Source organism: Nocardia sp. JW2 (genome assembly GCF_051843015.1).
GTDB classification, from domain to species: Bacteria; Actinomycetota; Actinomycetes; order Mycobacteriales; family Mycobacteriaceae; genus Nocardia; species Nocardia coubleae.
Genome location: NZ_JBPXLK010000025.1, coordinates 26,602 through 40,234 on the forward strand (window position 1 = coordinate 26,602; position 13,633 = coordinate 40,234).

Here is a 13,633-nt window from a genome sequence, read left to right on the forward strand (position 1 = left end):
GTCCGCGCGCTTACCGTCGTCGGCATGGACGAACACGATTTGGGACTCGGTCACGACCTGCGGGTGATGTCGCGGCGGCGAATTCTCGGCGTTCTCGGAGCCGCGGGTGTAGCCGCCGTCGCGGCGGGCTGCGCGGCGGGCGAGGAAACCGACGCGACCACCACCGAGGCTTCGACGACCGCCACGGCCACCCCCGCCGCAGCCCCACAGGAAACCGCGGGCCCCTACCCCGGTGACGGCTCCAACGGACCGAATGTGCTGATCGAATCCGGCGTCGTCCGATCCGATCTGACAACCAGCTTCGGCGCGTATTCCGGTGTCGCCCAGGGCATCCCGATGTCACTGACCTTGACATTGCACGACCTTGTGCGGGGCGGTGCCGGTGCGGGGATGGCGGTGTATGTGTGGCATTGCGATCGCGAGGGCCGCTACTCGCTCTACAGCGACGGCGTCACCAACCAGAACTATCTACGCGGCGTGCAGGTGGCCGACGATGCGGGAGTCGTCGAATTCACCTCGATCTTCCCCGCCTGCTACGCGGGCCGCTGGCCGCATATCCACTTCGAGGTCTACGACTCGCTCACCACCGCCGTCGCGGGCGAGAACGCCCGCCTCACCTCCCAGATCGCCCTCCCCCAGGACTCCTGCGAGTCGGTGTTCGCCGCCGATGCCGGTTACGCGGCCAGCACGAAGAACATGTCGGCGGTGAGCTTGTCCTCGGACAACGTCTTCGGTGACGGCTGGGATGCCGAATTGGCCACCGTCTCAGGCACTCCGGCCACCTCCATGGCCGTATCGCTCACGATCGGTGTGGGCGAGAAGTCCAGTCCCCTGCCGGGTGGTGGCCGCCCGCCTCGCTGAGATCATTCCGGCGCGTCGGCGCGCACGCTGCGGCGCAGCTTCAGTTTGTTGAACACACCGATGGCGACGACGCCTGCCAGCAGCACGTACAGCGTGATCGTGATCGGGGTGCTCACCAACGTCAGCGGATCGTTGTCCGAGTTGTTCATGGCCGCGCGCAACGAGGTCTCGGCCAGCGGTCCGAGGATCACCGCGATGAGCACCGGGGCGATCGGCACGTCGTAGCGGCGCATCGCGAATCCGATCGCACCGAGCACCAGCATGAACACGACGTCGACGATCGACGCCGCCGCGGCGTACACACCGAAACACGCGAACACCGCGATCCCCGCGTACAGGTATTCGCGCGGGATCTTCAGCAGATTCGCCCAGAGCCGGGCGAAGGGCATGTTCAGGATCAGCAGCACGATCATGCCGATGAACAGGCTCGCCATCAGCGCCCACACCAGGTCGCCGTTGCGGCTGAAAAGCAATGGGCCAGGCTGCATTCCGTACTGCTGGAATGCGGCGAGCAGCATCGCGGCCGTCGCCGAGGTCGGCAGGCCGAGCGCGAGCAGCGCGCCCATCGCGGTGCCCGCGGTGGCGTTGCCCGCCGCTTCCGGTGCGGCCACACCGCGGATCGCGCCCGTGCCGAACTTCGGCTTACGGCTGCGGCGGTCCAATCGTTGCTCGGCACCGTAGGCGAGGAAGGTCGGCACCTCCGCGCCACCTGCGGGAATCACCCCGAACGGCACACCGAAGGCCGTGCCACGGGCCATGGCGGGCACCATTTCCCGGAACTCCGAGCGCGTCAGGTAGGGCCGCCCCTGCGGGGCGATGAGCGTGCGGTCGTCGGGTCGCCCGATCCGGGACGCGACGTACAGGACTTCACCGATGGCGAGCATGGACACCGTGATCACCACGACGCTCACCCCGTCGAACAGTTCCACACTGCCGAAGGTGAACCGCTGCGCACCGCTCACCTGATCGGTGCCGATCACAGACAGCGCCAAGCCGATGAGCAGTGCGGCAATGCCTTTGAGCACCGAATCCGACACCACCACCGAGATCGCGACGAACGCGAAGACCGCCAGCGCGAAATACTCTCCCGGCCCGAACCTGGTCGCCAGATTCGCTAGGTGCGGTGCGAAGAACACCACGAGGACGGTCGCGATCAGCCCGCCGAAGAACGCTCCGACCGCCGCGGCCGCCAACGCCTGTGGGGCGCGGCCGTTGAGCGCCATCCGGTGGCCCTCGATGGACGTCGCTATCGCGGTGGAGTTGCCGGGTGTGTTCATCAGGATGCCGGAGATCGAGTCACCGAACAGGCCACCGAAGTAGATGGCGGCCATCATCACCAGCGCGGCCAGCGGGTCGAGTGTGAACGTCACCGGCAGCAACAGCGCCACCGCCATCGCCGAACCGAGCCCGGGCAGCACGCCGACAGCGGTGCCGATCACGCAGCCGAGCACCACGTAGAGCAGGTTGACCGGGGTCAGGACGCTGCCGAAACCCTCCAGGAGGTTCGCGATCTCGTTCATCTAGAACAGTCCCATCACGCCGGGCGGCAAGCTGATACCGAGCAGACCACCGAAAACCAACTGGATGGTCGAGGACAGGGCAAGGCCGACAAGGATATTGAGCCCGTACCGCCTGCTGCCGAGGCCGATGGTGACACCCCAGAACGTCACCGCGCCCGCGATGATCCACCCGGCCGGCAGGAGCAGCACCGCGAACATGACCAGTGACGCGAAGGTGATCCCGGTGCCACGCCAATTGCTGGACAGACCGATGATCGGGCGGCCGTTCTCGTCGAGCGGGACCTCCGGCCTGCGGATCACGCTCACCGCCAACAGCACCGCGAAGACCAGGCACAGCACCGCGGCCAGCAGCGGCACCGTTTTCGGGCCGAACAGTTCGCTCTCGTCCGCCACCTCCATGTCGGCGATACCGGCGAACAGGAACGCCGCCAGCGCGACGAGCAGCAACGGCATGATGAGCGCGCTCCAGCCGGGCCGCCACCACGAGCGTGACACCGACGCCGGTTCGGGTTCGGTGGTACTCACGACAGCCCCAGGTCTTCGACGATCTCGGTGATCCGCGTCTGTTCCTCGGCGAGGAACTGGCGGAACGCCTCGCCTGCCAGGAACGTCTCCTGCCACCGGTTGCGGGCGACGGCGTCGCGCCAGCTCTCGGTGCGGGTCATCTCGGTGACGATGTCGATCAGCTCCTTCTGCTCCTGCTCGCTCAACCCCGGTGGGGCCACGAACCCGCGCCAGTTCACGAGGTCCACCTGCGGGTAGCCGGCCTCGGCCATGGTCGGGGTCGCCTCGAGTCCGGGCAGCCGGCCGGGCGCGACCACGGCCAGCGGTCGCAACCTGCCGTCCTCGATCAGGTCGCGGAAGTCGTTGAAACCGCTGATCCCGATACCAGGGGTGCCCGGTGCGGTCGAGAGCAGGTTGATCGTGAGTTCGCCGCCACCGGCGTAAGCGGCGTAGCGCACCTGAGCGGCGGGGATGCCCGCGGCCTCGGCCAGCTGGGCGGCGAGCATGTGGTCGATCCCGCCCGCCGATCCGCCGCCGACCGGTGTGGTGGCCGGGTTGGTTCGCCAGTCCCGGATCAGGTCGTCGAGGGTGCGATAGGGCGAGTCGGCGGGGACGACGATCACTTCGAAGTCCTCGGCGAGCCGGGCGATCGGCGTCATATCGGCCAGCTCCACGGGCGAGCCGTTGCGCGCGATGCCACCCATCATCACGGTGCCCGTGACCATGATCGCCGTCGCCACCCCGGTCTGCGTGGACAACTGACCGAGCCCGATCGTGCCGCCCGCGCCGGGCACGTTCACCACCTGCACGTTGTTGACGATCCCGTCGCCGCGCAGCGCCTGCTGGGCTTCGCGGGCCACCAGGTCCCAGCCGCCACCCGCGGCGGCGGGCGCGATGACCGTCAGCTTGGCCCGCGCATCGGCACCGTGGCCCGACCGATTGGCGTCCAGCCCCGCCGCGACCACCAGGACCACGACTCCGAGGACACCGAGGATCCAGCGAACTGAGCGGGGAACACGGTGCATCGGGGTCCTCTCACCAAACGTCTGCCGAAAGTTTGCCCGAGTCGGGTCGCCGCTGTGCACAGAACGCACAACAATTCGCCGACGGATCCGGCGCGCGTCCCCACGGTTACCCTCGTGCTCATGCCCGTGCAGCGCGACAGTTCCGTCATCCATTTCACCGACACCGGCAGCGGCGAGCCGATCGTGCTGTCGCACGGGTTCCTCATGGACGCAACGATGTTCGACCGCACCACCGCGCGGCTCACCGCCGCGGGACTGCGGGTGATCGCCGTCGACGCGCGCGGTTTCGGCGAGACCGTCAGCGACCCCGACGAACCGTTCACCTACTGGGACCTGGCCGACGACATCGCCTCGGTACTCGACCATCTGGACATCACGGGCCCCGTCATCCTCGGCGGAATGAGCCAGGGCGGCTACACGGCCCTGCGTTTCGCCCTGCGCTACCCCGACCGAACCAGAGCTCTGGTCCTCGCCTCGACCACAGCCCGCGCCAACACAGTCGAGGAATCCGCCCAGTACCGCGCCATGGCCACCGCCTGGACCGACCCCGCCATCCCCCTCGAGCCCCAAGCCCGCGCCCTCGCACCCCTGCTCATCGGCGGCACCGACGCCGACCAGGAACACTGGATCCGCCGCTGGCTCACCAACCCTGACCGCCCCCGCACCACAGCGGCCTGGACAAACCTCGCCACCCGCGACGAAATCACCCCCCGCCTCCCCGAAATCCCCTGCCCCGCCCTGGTCCTGCGCGGCCACGCCGACCAAGCAGGCGGCACCGCCGACGACGCCAGCGCCCTAGCCGCCTCTCTCCCTGGCACCCAGAGCCTCTCCACCGTCATCGCGGGCCCCACCGCAGGCCACGCAGTCTGGTGGACCCATCCCCAACCAGTAGCCACCGCCATCTCCACTTTCGTCGACCAGATCCGCCTTTCATGACAACCCGTCTGTCAATTGCGTAAGCCGTGCTGCCGGTGTGCTACTCCCCGATTAATGTCCATTTCCCACAGCCCTGGGTCTCGAACGCCATATCACTGTCGAGAATTGTCACTAACTGCTGTCCCTCGCCGAGCCCGTTGTCGATGATCGAATCGATTCCGCCGGTCAGCGAGGACATGCGCTCCCAGTAACAAAATGATCCGGTGCCATCCGATCGCCACGTGCCGGGTCGGATGTCGGAACCGACCAGATAGGTACCATCACGAGTGATCGTTGTGTCCGCCGCAGCCGGGGCCGGAGGCGGAGCGGGTGGAGGGGGGACCGGAGTTGGAACCGGCGCGCGTGGCGGCTCCGGCGCTGGTACCGGGGCTGGTTCCGGGACGACCTCCGGTTGAGGTGCGAGCGCCGACACAGACACGGTCGGCTGTGCCGAAATCTCCGTCGGCGTCACCAATTCCACAGACCGTGTCGCACTGGCCTTTTCCTCGTCCACCTCGGATATGACAGCGCCGACACATGCTCCGAAACCACACAGCACGATAAAGGCTCCGACAACGGCAAGGACAATTACGTTGGTGTTTTTCTTCTTCGGCGGCAGGCCGGGATAGTAGCGGCCCTGCGGCGGCTGCGGAGAATACGGCGGCGGAGGTGCGGCCATGACATTTCCCTAGGAAGCAGGTGGTTGAACATGCAAGGTGCAATTCTATCCCCGCTTCGGGACGGCCCAGCGTAAAGTATTGGTCTCTGATTATTGACGCGATAACGATTAGGATTCCGGGCGCAGATAACCATTCACAAGCACCGTTGCTACCATGGCACGCGCTGATCCATGACCCGTGAGCGTCAAGGAGAGACCTATGTCGAAGCGTGAGGTTCCGCCCGAATCCGACAATGCCGCCGAGGTCGATATGCCGTGGGCGCCGCGGGATCATGAGTGGACCGGGCATCGGGCCGAGCATGATGCCCTGGAGTGGGCGAAGGGTGATCCGAAGAAGCTCGCCAGTATCTATCTGTATCGCGATCCGGAGGGGGATCCGGCGCTGGAGAAGGATTACAAGTTTCCGGTCGCCGACATCATCGACGGGAAGCCGACCAGGGTGTTCCGGGCGGTGGCGAATGCGGCGGCGCGGCTGGATAAGGCCGATATCTCCGGCGCCGACCGCGACAAGGTGAAGCAGCGCATCAGCGAGCTCTACCGGGACGCGGCCGACGCCTTCGACGATCCGGAACTGCGGGCCCCGTGGGATCGGTGAGCTAGAACTCCCAGTCCTCGTCCTCGGTGTTGACGGCCTTGCCGATGACGTAGCTGGAACCCGAACCGGAGAAGAAGTCGTGGTTCTCGTCGGCGTTGGGTGACAGCGCCGACAGGATCGCCGGGTTCACCTCGCACTCGTCCTTCGGGAACAGGCCCTCGTAGCCGAGATTCATCAGCGCCTTGTTGGCGTTGTAGCGCAGGAATTTCTTGACGTCCTCGGTGAGGCCGACCTCGTCGTAGAGGTCCTGGGTGTAGTCGACCTCGTTGTCGTAGAGCTCGAAGAGCAGCTCGAAGGTGTAGTTCTTGAGCTCGTCGCGTTCTGCCTGGGAGACCAGCTCGAGGCCCTTCTGGTACTTGTAGCCGATGTAGTACCCGTGCACCGCCTCGTCGCGGATGATCAGGCGGATCATGTCGGCGGTGTTGGTGAGCTTGGCCCGCGAGGACCAGTGCATCGGCAGGTAGAAGCCCGAGTAGAACAGGAAGCTCTCCAGCAGCGTGGAGGCGACCTTGCGCTTGAGCGGGTCGTCGCCGTTGTAGTACGACAGGACGATCTCGGCCTTGCGCTGCAGATTGCGGTTCTCCTCCGACCAGCGGAACGCCTCGTCGATCTCCTTGGTGGAGCACAGGGTGGAGAAGATGGAGCTGTAGCTCTTGGCGTGCACCGACTCCATGAAGGCGATGTTGGTGTACACCGCCTCCTCGTGCGGGGTGAGCGCGTCGGGGATCAGCGAGACCGCGCCGACGGTGCCCTGGATGGTGTCGAGCAGCGTCAGGCCGGTGAAGACCCGCATGGTGAGCTGCTTCTCCTCGGTGGTCAGCGTGTTCCAGGAGGGGATGTCGTTGGACACCGGCACCTTCTCCGGCAGCCAGAAGTTGCCGGTGAGCCGGTCCCAGACCTCGGCATCCTTCTCATCGGGGACCCGATTCCAGTTGATGGCCGACACCCGATCGATGAGCTTCATTCCGCCTCCACACCTTTCCGCCAGACCTGTGACCCGCACCCGCCGCCGTGTGCGAGGCCGTTCCCCACGAACACTACTCGTAGTGGGTGACAACCTCGCGGAGCACAACAGCTTGTGTTGCGATGCGGGCGATCCGACCTCACCGGCCGACCATCCGCACCACACACGCGGCCCCCATTGTGCGTCACGCGCCCGCGCGGACCACCATCGCATCGCCCGCGTTTTCCTCACACGCACCGACCACCCCGCCCCGTCGGTGAGCACCACCACCCGCCGCCCGATCCGGAACCGCCCCGTCGACCCACGATCACGGTGCGGGAAGATCGTCGGGAGAGAGTGAACCGATCCGAAGGGACATCGACTGTGCGACGGATGTTTCTGTTGACCCTCGCCGCGATGACCTCGGTCGCGTGCGGTCCCGGCCCCGCGCCGGATGCGCTGCCCAGCGACGGATTCTGGTCCAGGGCAGCGGTTTCCGACGAGGAGAAGGTGACCGTCCTGCGCAAGGTACGCGCGATCGACGTGTGCGCCCTGCTGCCGCGCGCCTCGCTCGAGCCGTTCGGAACGGTGAGCACGGTCGAGGACGTCCGCCCGGATCAGTGCCGCGCCGCCATCGCCGTCGACGGGCATCTCACCGGTATCGACGCCACCTGGAGTACGGGGGTGATGTTCTCCGGTGAACCCGCGATGGACGGACCGGTGCGCGAGGAGTCGATGGGCGATGTGCGCGTGTTGTTCGACGACGAACCCGCTACGTCGTCGGATCCGCAGTCGCGCGCGGCGTGTCAGGCGTGGGCGCTGTTCGTGTCGGGCGCCGATCTGTCACTGAGCGTTCGCGCGCCGGGCGATGCCTGCGCTACCGCGGCGGACCTGTTGCGGATCGCCCTGGTCGAGTTCCGCGAGGAACCGCCGCACGGCACCTCACCCGATTCGGATCGCACGGTGGTGACCGGCGCCGACCCGTGTGCCGTTGCCCCGCTGCTCGGTTCGCTCGTCCCGGTGGGCGATCAGCGGCTCACCACCTGCAAACTCACCGTCGACGGTCACGAGGCGATCGTGACCTACGACTACGGCTCCGAACGGTCCATCACCGACGACACCCCCGTCTTCACCGTGGGAAACCGCCAGGTGTTCCGGTTCGAACCGGAAACCGCGTCCTCGTCCATCACCTCCCTTTCCGCCGTCGTCGGCCCGGCGCTGACTCCGGGCCCGACCGACGCGCTGCTCGGCCCGCGTGTGCCGAAGGTGTCGGTCACCGCCGACTCGTCGGTCGCCGAGAAGGTGATCCGCGAGGCGCTGCCACTGCTGCCGTGACGAGCGTCCACCGGTCCGTGGCCGGTGGACGCTCACAGATCAGCGACCGCCGAACAGCGCGACGGTATCGGTATCGGCGAACCGCGGCGCTTCAGCTTCGGCGACCATGAGCGCCGCGATACCCGCACGGGGCGCGGTGGGCGGCAGCATCCGCGACCGGTACTCGTCCGCCCGGATCAGCCGCCCGCTGCCGTCGTAGGGTTTGCCGGTGAGCGGCCCGGCATAGACGGTGGTTCCGCCCGCATTCCGGATAGCTTGACCCGCAATGTGTTTGACTTCCCATTCATGGCGGAGCAACCGCTTCAGCAACGCACCGCTGACGGTGCCGAGCGCCCCTTCGGTAGCACCCATGCCGAGCGAGGTGAGCCAGACGACCCGTGGCGCGGCCGCGGCGATCTGCAATGCGCCGTCGACCAGGATCGCGGGGTCCTGTTTCTTGGTGACGCCGAGCCCGCTCAGAATGGCGTCGGCGCCGCGCACCGCGGCGGGGACACTCCCCGGTTCGGCGACATCGGCCCGCACCACCCGCAAGCCGGGGCGGGCTTCGATCTGGTCTGGCCTGCGCGCAAGGGCGACGACCTCGTGACCGCGCTCCAGTGCGCACGTGTCGAGCAACCGTCCGGTCTGTCCGGTGGCGCCGAGTACAGCGATCTTCATGATGGTTCTCCGGTTTCGCGGGTCAGTTGAGGACGTCGACGACCTGCGTGTGCAGGCCGGGGGCGGCGGCGAGGAAGTCGGCGGAAGCCAGACTCCACGGCCGGCCTTCGGTATCGGTGACCGCGCCGCCCGCCTCGGCGACCAGCAGCGCGCCCGGCAGCAGACCCGAACGGACATCGGAGAACTGCCAGAACGCGTCCATCCGACCGGCCGCGACATGGATGAGCTGCATGGTCGCGGGCACCGAGACCCGCACCACCAGGGCACTGGTGAGCATGGCGGTCACCGACTCGCCCATCCGCCGCAGCGCTGCGGGCTCCTCACCGGGCTTGGCCTGCCCGGTACCGACCAGGGCGGCCGTGAGCTCGGTCTTGGCCGATACCTGAAGGGGCTCGCCGTTGAGCCGAGCACCACCGCCGCGCACAGCGGTGTAGATGTCGCCGGTGAGCGGAACGTAGATCGCCGTGAGCACCGGAACGTTGTCGCTGACGAGCGCGGCGGTCACGGCCCATTCGCGCATTCCGTGGATGTGGTTGATATTGCCCTCGGCGGTGTCGACCACCCACCATTCGCCCGGGGGAAGGGCGCCGCCGGCCAGTTCGTCCTCGGCCCAGCGGGATCCTGGCCGCGCCGCGAGCAGCGGTTCCATCAGGATCGGCGCGATCGCCTCGTCGTTGGCGTGGATGGCACGTACGAGGGTGTCGAGGTCGGTGGGGCGGGCAGCCGGATCGAAGCGCTCACGCAGCGCGTCGCCCGCAGTGGTGACGGCGGCGACCACGGAAGTCGGTACGGTGTCGAGTTCGGTGGAGACGTTCATGGCTACTCCTGAAAAGGCAATGGGGAGAAGGTAATTCGAGCCTTGTGCGTTTCGGCTCGGCTTTTACGCTAATCCGGTACATCATTGACTACAAGTGCAAGCTACTTACGTCTGGATTAACCCACATGCAATTGGATTTGAATCTGCTGATCGCGCTCGACGCCCTGCTCGAGGAGGGCAGCGTCACCGAGGCCGCCGCGCGCCTGCACGTGTCGGCACCGGCAATGAGCCGCACCCTCGGCCGTATTCGCCGCGCCACCGGCGATCAAATCCTGGTGCGCACCGGTCGCACCATGACACCGACGCCGCGCGCACTCGCCTTACGCGCGCGGGTGCACGACCTGGTCCAGCAAGCCGCCGAACTGCTCACCCCCGATACCGGCGTCGACCCGGCCCGTCTCGAACGCACCTTCATCCTGAAATGGCACGACGTGCTCGCCGCAGTGGCCGGACCGCCGCTGCTCGGTGCCCTGCGCACCGAAGCACCCGGCGTCCACCTGCGCTTCCTCGCCGAGGCCGCGACCGATGCGCGCGATCCACGCCGCGGCGATATCGACCTCGAGGCCGGGGCAAGTGCGCCTTCGTCGCCGGAGTTCCGGCACCGGATCGTCGGTCACGACCGGCTCGTCCTGGTGCTGCGGTCCGACCACCCGCTCGCCGACGGCCCGCTGTCCTCGGCGGATTACGCAGCGGCCGAGCATCTCACGGTGTCGCGCCGCGGACGACTGCGCGATCCCATCGACGACGCTCTGGAAGCCGACGGACTGACCCGCCGGGTCGCCGCTGCCACCCCGACCATCGCGACGGCACTGCGGTTCGTCGCCGACCACGACTACGTGCTCGCCGTCCCCGAACGCACCAGCCGGCCACTGCTACGCGACCTCGACCTGCGCACCCGGCCGTTACCACTGGCCATGCCCGAGATCCCCCTGTACCTGTCCTGGCACCGCCGCTACGACAACGATCCCGCTCACGCCTGGCTCCGGGAACACGCGGCTACCGCCTTGCGCGAAGCGACCACCTGACAACGTTCTGGGTACGACTCACGGCAACGTTTGCCCCACGATTGCCACCGCGGGCAGACTCGATGACCAGTTACCGGTTTCGGCTCGCGTTCGAGAACAGGGGTGACGATGGTGCGCAGGATCGCGTTCGCCGCGGTGGCATTACTCGTTTGCGTCGGCTGCGGTGACGACGAGAGCGACCCGTCCGCGACCGCGCCGCCACCGCCGGTGGTCCCGGCGCCGCCACCGGAGTTCTGGTCGCAGGTGCCGCGTGACCAAGCCGAACGCGAGAAGGTCGCCCAGGCGACCCGGCAGGTGGATGTGTGCGCGATCTTGCCGCGCGAGGCGCTCGAACCGCTGGGTTCGATCGAGAGCGTCACCGTCGGCCTGGATTCGTGCCGGGCGGTGCTGCACAGCGATTCCCCTGGCGAAGGCACCACCCTGACCTGGCACGCGACACTGCTGCCCGGCCTGACCGCGGGCGGACGCGGCAGGACCAGCCAGATCGGCGATGTGACCGTGCGCCTCGTTCCCGACCGAGACGCCGGTGAGCCCCGATCCTGCGGCGTCACCGCGCATTTCCCGGCGGGGGCGGCGTTCTACCTCGGCCTGTCCTCGCGCCCGGGGACCAACCCGTGCACCATCGCCGACGAACTGGTGCCGGGGATGGTGCAGCGGTGGCGGGAGTCGCCGGCCCAGGGCACCTCCCCCGACACCGTGCCGACGGTGCTGCTCGGTGCCGACCCGTGCGCGGTCCGCACGAAACTCGTCGGCACGCTGCACGACGACGAACAGCGACTCACCCAGTGCCTGTTCGGCTACCGGGGACAACGGATCACGGTCGGCTACGAGTACCGGGTGCCGGAATACCTGGCGGCCAACAGCACGGAAGAGCACATCGACGGGCGGACCGTGCACCGTTCGGTCTCGGTGTACGACAGCTCGATTCCTATCTACACCGCCGCCGTCGGGCCCGAATTGCCACCTGAATCAACGGTTTTCGGACGGCGGATCCCCATCGTCGAGGTGGTCGCCGCCACCGACGATGTCGCGAGGGACGTGATGGCGGCGGCCCTCACCCTGTTTCCACCCCGCTGAAACTCAGATGCCCAGAACGAGTTTCGCGGTGGTGAAGTAGATGATCAGCCCGGTGGCGTCGACGAGTGTCGTCACCATCGGCGCCGATACGACAGCCGGGTCGATGCGGAACTTCTTGGCCAGCAAAGGCATCGTGCCGCCGATGGTCGCGGCCCAACCGCAGATGAGCACCAGTGTGACAGCCACGACGACGGCGATCTTGGGGCCGACGAACACGGTGCCGATCAACAGGCCCGCCGCGGCCAGCATGCTCCCGAGCACCAGGCCGACCCGGCATTCGCGCCAGATCACCTTGAACAGATCAGACACCCGCACCTCGCCGACGGCCAGCGCACGCACACACGCCGTGGCCGCCTGCGCGCCGGCGTTGCCACCCGCCCCGATGAGCAGCGGAATGAACAGCGCCAGGCTGGCCGCCTGCTCGAGGGTGGTGGCGAAGATGTCGGTGACGCTCACCGTGAGCGTGGCCGCGAACAGCAGCAGCATCAGCCACAGTGCCCGGTAGCGCGCCAGCTGGAACACCTTGGCGGCCATGTAGTGGCCTTCCCACGGCGCCGAACCGGCCTGCTTGGCCACGTCCTCGCTGTCGGCGGCCTCGAGCACCTCCATCGCGTCATCGATGGTGAGCAGTCCGACCACCCGGTCCTCGCTGTCGACGACGACCAGGTTGATCTCGTTGGTCGAGCTCATCAAGCGCGCCGCCTTCTCGGCGGAATCGGTGGCACGCACGAACGGCGGTTCGGTGACAACCAGTTCCGACACCATCGCCTCGGGCGCGTGCAGCACCAGCTCGCGCAGTTCCACGATGCCGGTGAGCCTGCGCCCGCGGTCGACCACGGGCAGGGTGTACACCGTTTCGGCGTTGGCGCCCTTGGCACGCACCAAGGCCAGCGCCTGGGCGACGGTCAGATTACCCGGCAGCGCAACGACTTCCGGCGTCATGTAGTGACCGACCGACCCCTCCGGGTAGCCGAGCAGGGCGGCGGTCATCCGGCGCTCGCGGGGGCTCAGCCCCTCGAGCACCTTCTTGGCGACCTTGGCGGGCGCCTCGTGCAGCATGCGGGCGCGGTCGTCGGGGTCCATCGCCTCGACCAGATCGCGAAAGCTCTTCTCGCGCAGTCCCTGCAGGATCTGCTGCTGGTCGACCGGCTCGAGTTCCTCGAAAACCGTGATGGCGCGGTCCTTGTCGAGCAGCCGGAACACCACCCCGGCCTGCACGGCGTCCATGCGGGCCAGCGCGTCGGCGATGACGTGCGGCGGACGGTTGTCGAGCCAGTCCATCGCGCTGTTCACGCGGTGGGTCTCGACGATGTCGCGCACCGACTCCGACAGGATCGCCAAGGCCTCGGTCACCGAATGATCCTCGGCCACAACAGGATTCGGTTCGTGCGCGACGGCTTCGACAGGTACGTGACGTGCTTCGACGAGATCGATCTGCGACATGGGACAGTCCTCTGGCGCGACAACGCGCATGCCTACGGCAGAGGTAGGTACATGCGCCGAGATGGTTTCGGGAGACGGCGAGGATTACCGCGGGCGTCCGCCACCACGACCATCACGCACCACCGCAGCAGAATCGGCTGGTTTCAGTGCGAGAGCGAAGGGGCGACGCCGCGCGGCCTTCGACTAGGGGGTTCGCTGCGCATGGCAACACCACCTCCTCGTCGTCACCGCGGGCCC

Annotated in this window: 14 protein-coding genes; 6 read left to right on the plus strand and 8 right to left on the minus strand. The window is 67.5% G+C overall.

Annotated elements, in window-relative coordinates; translation table 11 throughout:
* The first annotated feature begins 24 nt into the window (after positions 1–24).
* Complete coding sequence (locus tag ACSVDM_RS25940; RefSeq protein ID WP_439268452.1) at positions 25–861, plus strand: dioxygenase; 837 nt, start codon at positions 25–27, stop codon at positions 859–861.
* A 2-nt stretch (positions 862–863) separates the two neighbouring features.
* Here ACSVDM_RS25940 and ACSVDM_RS25945 read toward each other — a convergent pair whose 3' ends face one another.
* Genes ACSVDM_RS25945 through ACSVDM_RS25955 form a run of 3 tightly spaced genes read right to left on the minus strand, consistent with a single transcriptional unit; the run spans position 864 to position 3,910 of the window.
* On the minus strand, positions 864–2,381 hold the full coding sequence (locus tag ACSVDM_RS25945; protein WP_439268453.1) for a tripartite tricarboxylate transporter permease: 1,518 nt from the start codon (positions 2,379–2,381) through the stop codon (positions 864–866).
* Positions 2,382–2,906, minus strand: coding sequence for a tripartite tricarboxylate transporter TctB family protein (locus tag ACSVDM_RS25950; RefSeq protein ID WP_067637040.1), 525 nt, complete (start codon positions 2,904–2,906; stop codon positions 2,382–2,384).
* Positions 2,903–3,910, minus strand: coding sequence for a Bug family tripartite tricarboxylate transporter substrate binding protein (locus tag ACSVDM_RS25955; protein WP_439268454.1), 1,008 nt, complete (start codon positions 3,908–3,910; stop codon positions 2,903–2,905). The genes ACSVDM_RS25950 and ACSVDM_RS25955 overlap by 4 nt, the downstream gene beginning before the upstream one ends.
* A 120-nt stretch (positions 3,911–4,030) precedes the next feature.
* On the opposite strand from ACSVDM_RS25955, the gene ACSVDM_RS25960 reads away from it, so the two are divergent.
* The gene (locus ACSVDM_RS25960) at positions 4,031–4,846 is read left to right on the plus strand and encodes an alpha/beta fold hydrolase (protein WP_439268455.1); all 816 of its coding nucleotides are present in this window, start codon (positions 4,031–4,033) and stop codon (positions 4,844–4,846) included.
* 40 nt (positions 4,847–4,886) lie between these two features.
* On the opposite strand, the gene ACSVDM_RS25965 is transcribed toward ACSVDM_RS25960, so the two are convergent.
* A complete protein-coding gene (locus tag ACSVDM_RS25965; RefSeq protein ID WP_439268456.1) occupies positions 4,887–5,504 on the minus strand; it encodes a hypothetical protein in 618 nt (205 codons plus the stop codon).
* Between the two features lie 178 nt (positions 5,505–5,682).
* Between ACSVDM_RS25965 and ACSVDM_RS25970 the strand changes: the two genes are divergently transcribed.
* A complete protein-coding gene (locus ACSVDM_RS25970; protein ID WP_439268457.1) occupies positions 5,683–6,099 on the plus strand; it encodes a hypothetical protein in 417 nt (138 codons plus the stop codon).
* A 1-nt stretch (position 6,100) separates the two neighbouring features.
* Here the strand turns inward: ACSVDM_RS25970 and nrdF are convergent, their stop codons facing one another.
* Positions 6,101–7,063: a class 1b ribonucleoside-diphosphate reductase subunit beta gene (gene nrdF, locus ACSVDM_RS25975; RefSeq protein WP_067493116.1), complete on the minus strand. Its 963-nt coding sequence runs from the start codon at positions 7,061–7,063 to the stop codon at positions 6,101–6,103.
* 372 nt (positions 7,064–7,435) lie between these two features.
* Between nrdF and ACSVDM_RS25980 the strand changes: the two genes are divergently transcribed.
* Positions 7,436–8,377, plus strand: coding sequence for a hypothetical protein (locus tag ACSVDM_RS25980; protein WP_439268458.1), 942 nt, complete (start codon positions 7,436–7,438; stop codon positions 8,375–8,377).
* 39 nt (positions 8,378–8,416) lie between these two features.
* Here the strand turns inward: ACSVDM_RS25980 and ACSVDM_RS25985 are convergent, their stop codons facing one another.
* Both ACSVDM_RS25985 and ACSVDM_RS25990 read right to left on the minus strand, forming a co-directional pair.
* Positions 8,417–9,034, minus strand: coding sequence for an NAD(P)-dependent oxidoreductase (locus ACSVDM_RS25985; protein WP_439268459.1), 618 nt, complete (start codon positions 9,032–9,034; stop codon positions 8,417–8,419).
* 22 nt (positions 9,035–9,056) lie between these two features.
* Positions 9,057–9,851 (minus strand): inositol monophosphatase family protein, encoded by a 795-nt coding sequence (locus tag ACSVDM_RS25990; protein WP_439268460.1) that lies wholly within the window; start codon positions 9,849–9,851, stop codon positions 9,057–9,059.
* 125 nt (positions 9,852–9,976) lie between these two features.
* Here ACSVDM_RS25990 and ACSVDM_RS25995 point away from each other — a divergent pair, with 125 nt between their 5' ends.
* The gene (locus tag ACSVDM_RS25995) at positions 9,977–10,876 is read left to right on the plus strand and encodes a LysR family transcriptional regulator (protein ID WP_439268461.1); all 900 of its coding nucleotides are present in this window, start codon (positions 9,977–9,979) and stop codon (positions 10,874–10,876) included.
* A gap of 108 nt (positions 10,877–10,984) precedes the next feature.
* On the plus strand, positions 10,985–11,953 hold the full coding sequence (locus ACSVDM_RS26000; RefSeq protein WP_439268462.1) for a peptidase: 969 nt from the start codon (positions 10,985–10,987) through the stop codon (positions 11,951–11,953).
* Between the two features lie 3 nt (positions 11,954–11,956).
* Here ACSVDM_RS26000 and mgtE read toward each other — a convergent pair whose 3' ends face one another.
* On the minus strand, positions 11,957–13,396 hold the full coding sequence (gene mgtE, locus ACSVDM_RS26005; RefSeq protein ID WP_439268463.1) for a magnesium transporter: 1,440 nt from the start codon (positions 13,394–13,396) through the stop codon (positions 11,957–11,959).
* Positions 13,397–13,633 lie beyond the last annotated feature (237 nt).

Coding starts and splice junctions, on each gene's coding strand:
- ACSVDM_RS25940 (WP_439268452.1), top strand. CDS start 25: ATGGACGAACACGATTTGGGACTCGGTCACGACCTGCGGGTGATGTCG.
- ACSVDM_RS25945 (WP_439268453.1), bottom strand. CDS start 2,381: ATGAACGAGATCGCGAACCTCCTGGAGGGTTTCGGCAGCGTCCTGACC.
- ACSVDM_RS25955 (WP_439268454.1), bottom strand. CDS start 3,910: ATGCACCGTGTTCCCCGCTCAGTTCGCTGGATCCTCGGTGTCCTCGGA.
- ACSVDM_RS25960 (WP_439268455.1), top strand. CDS start 4,031: ATGCCCGTGCAGCGCGACAGTTCCGTCATCCATTTCACCGACACCGGC.
- ACSVDM_RS25965 (WP_439268456.1), bottom strand. CDS start 5,504: ATGGCCGCACCTCCGCCGCCGTATTCTCCGCAGCCGCCGCAGGGCCGC.
- nrdF (WP_067493116.1), bottom strand. CDS start 7,063: ATGAAGCTCATCGATCGGGTGTCGGCCATCAACTGGAATCGGGTCCCC.
- ACSVDM_RS25980 (WP_439268458.1), top strand. CDS start 7,436: ATGTTTCTGTTGACCCTCGCCGCGATGACCTCGGTCGCGTGCGGTCCC.
- ACSVDM_RS25985 (WP_439268459.1), bottom strand. CDS start 9,034: ATGAAGATCGCTGTACTCGGCGCCACCGGACAGACCGGACGGTTGCTC.
- ACSVDM_RS25990 (WP_439268460.1), bottom strand. CDS start 9,851: ATGAACGTCTCCACCGAACTCGACACCGTACCGACTTCCGTGGTCGCC.
- ACSVDM_RS25995 (WP_439268461.1), top strand. CDS start 9,977: ATGCAATTGGATTTGAATCTGCTGATCGCGCTCGACGCCCTGCTCGAG.
- ACSVDM_RS26000 (WP_439268462.1), top strand. CDS start 10,985: ATGGTGCGCAGGATCGCGTTCGCCGCGGTGGCATTACTCGTTTGCGTC.
- mgtE (WP_439268463.1), bottom strand. CDS start 13,396: ATGTCGCAGATCGATCTCGTCGAAGCACGTCACGTACCTGTCGAAGCC.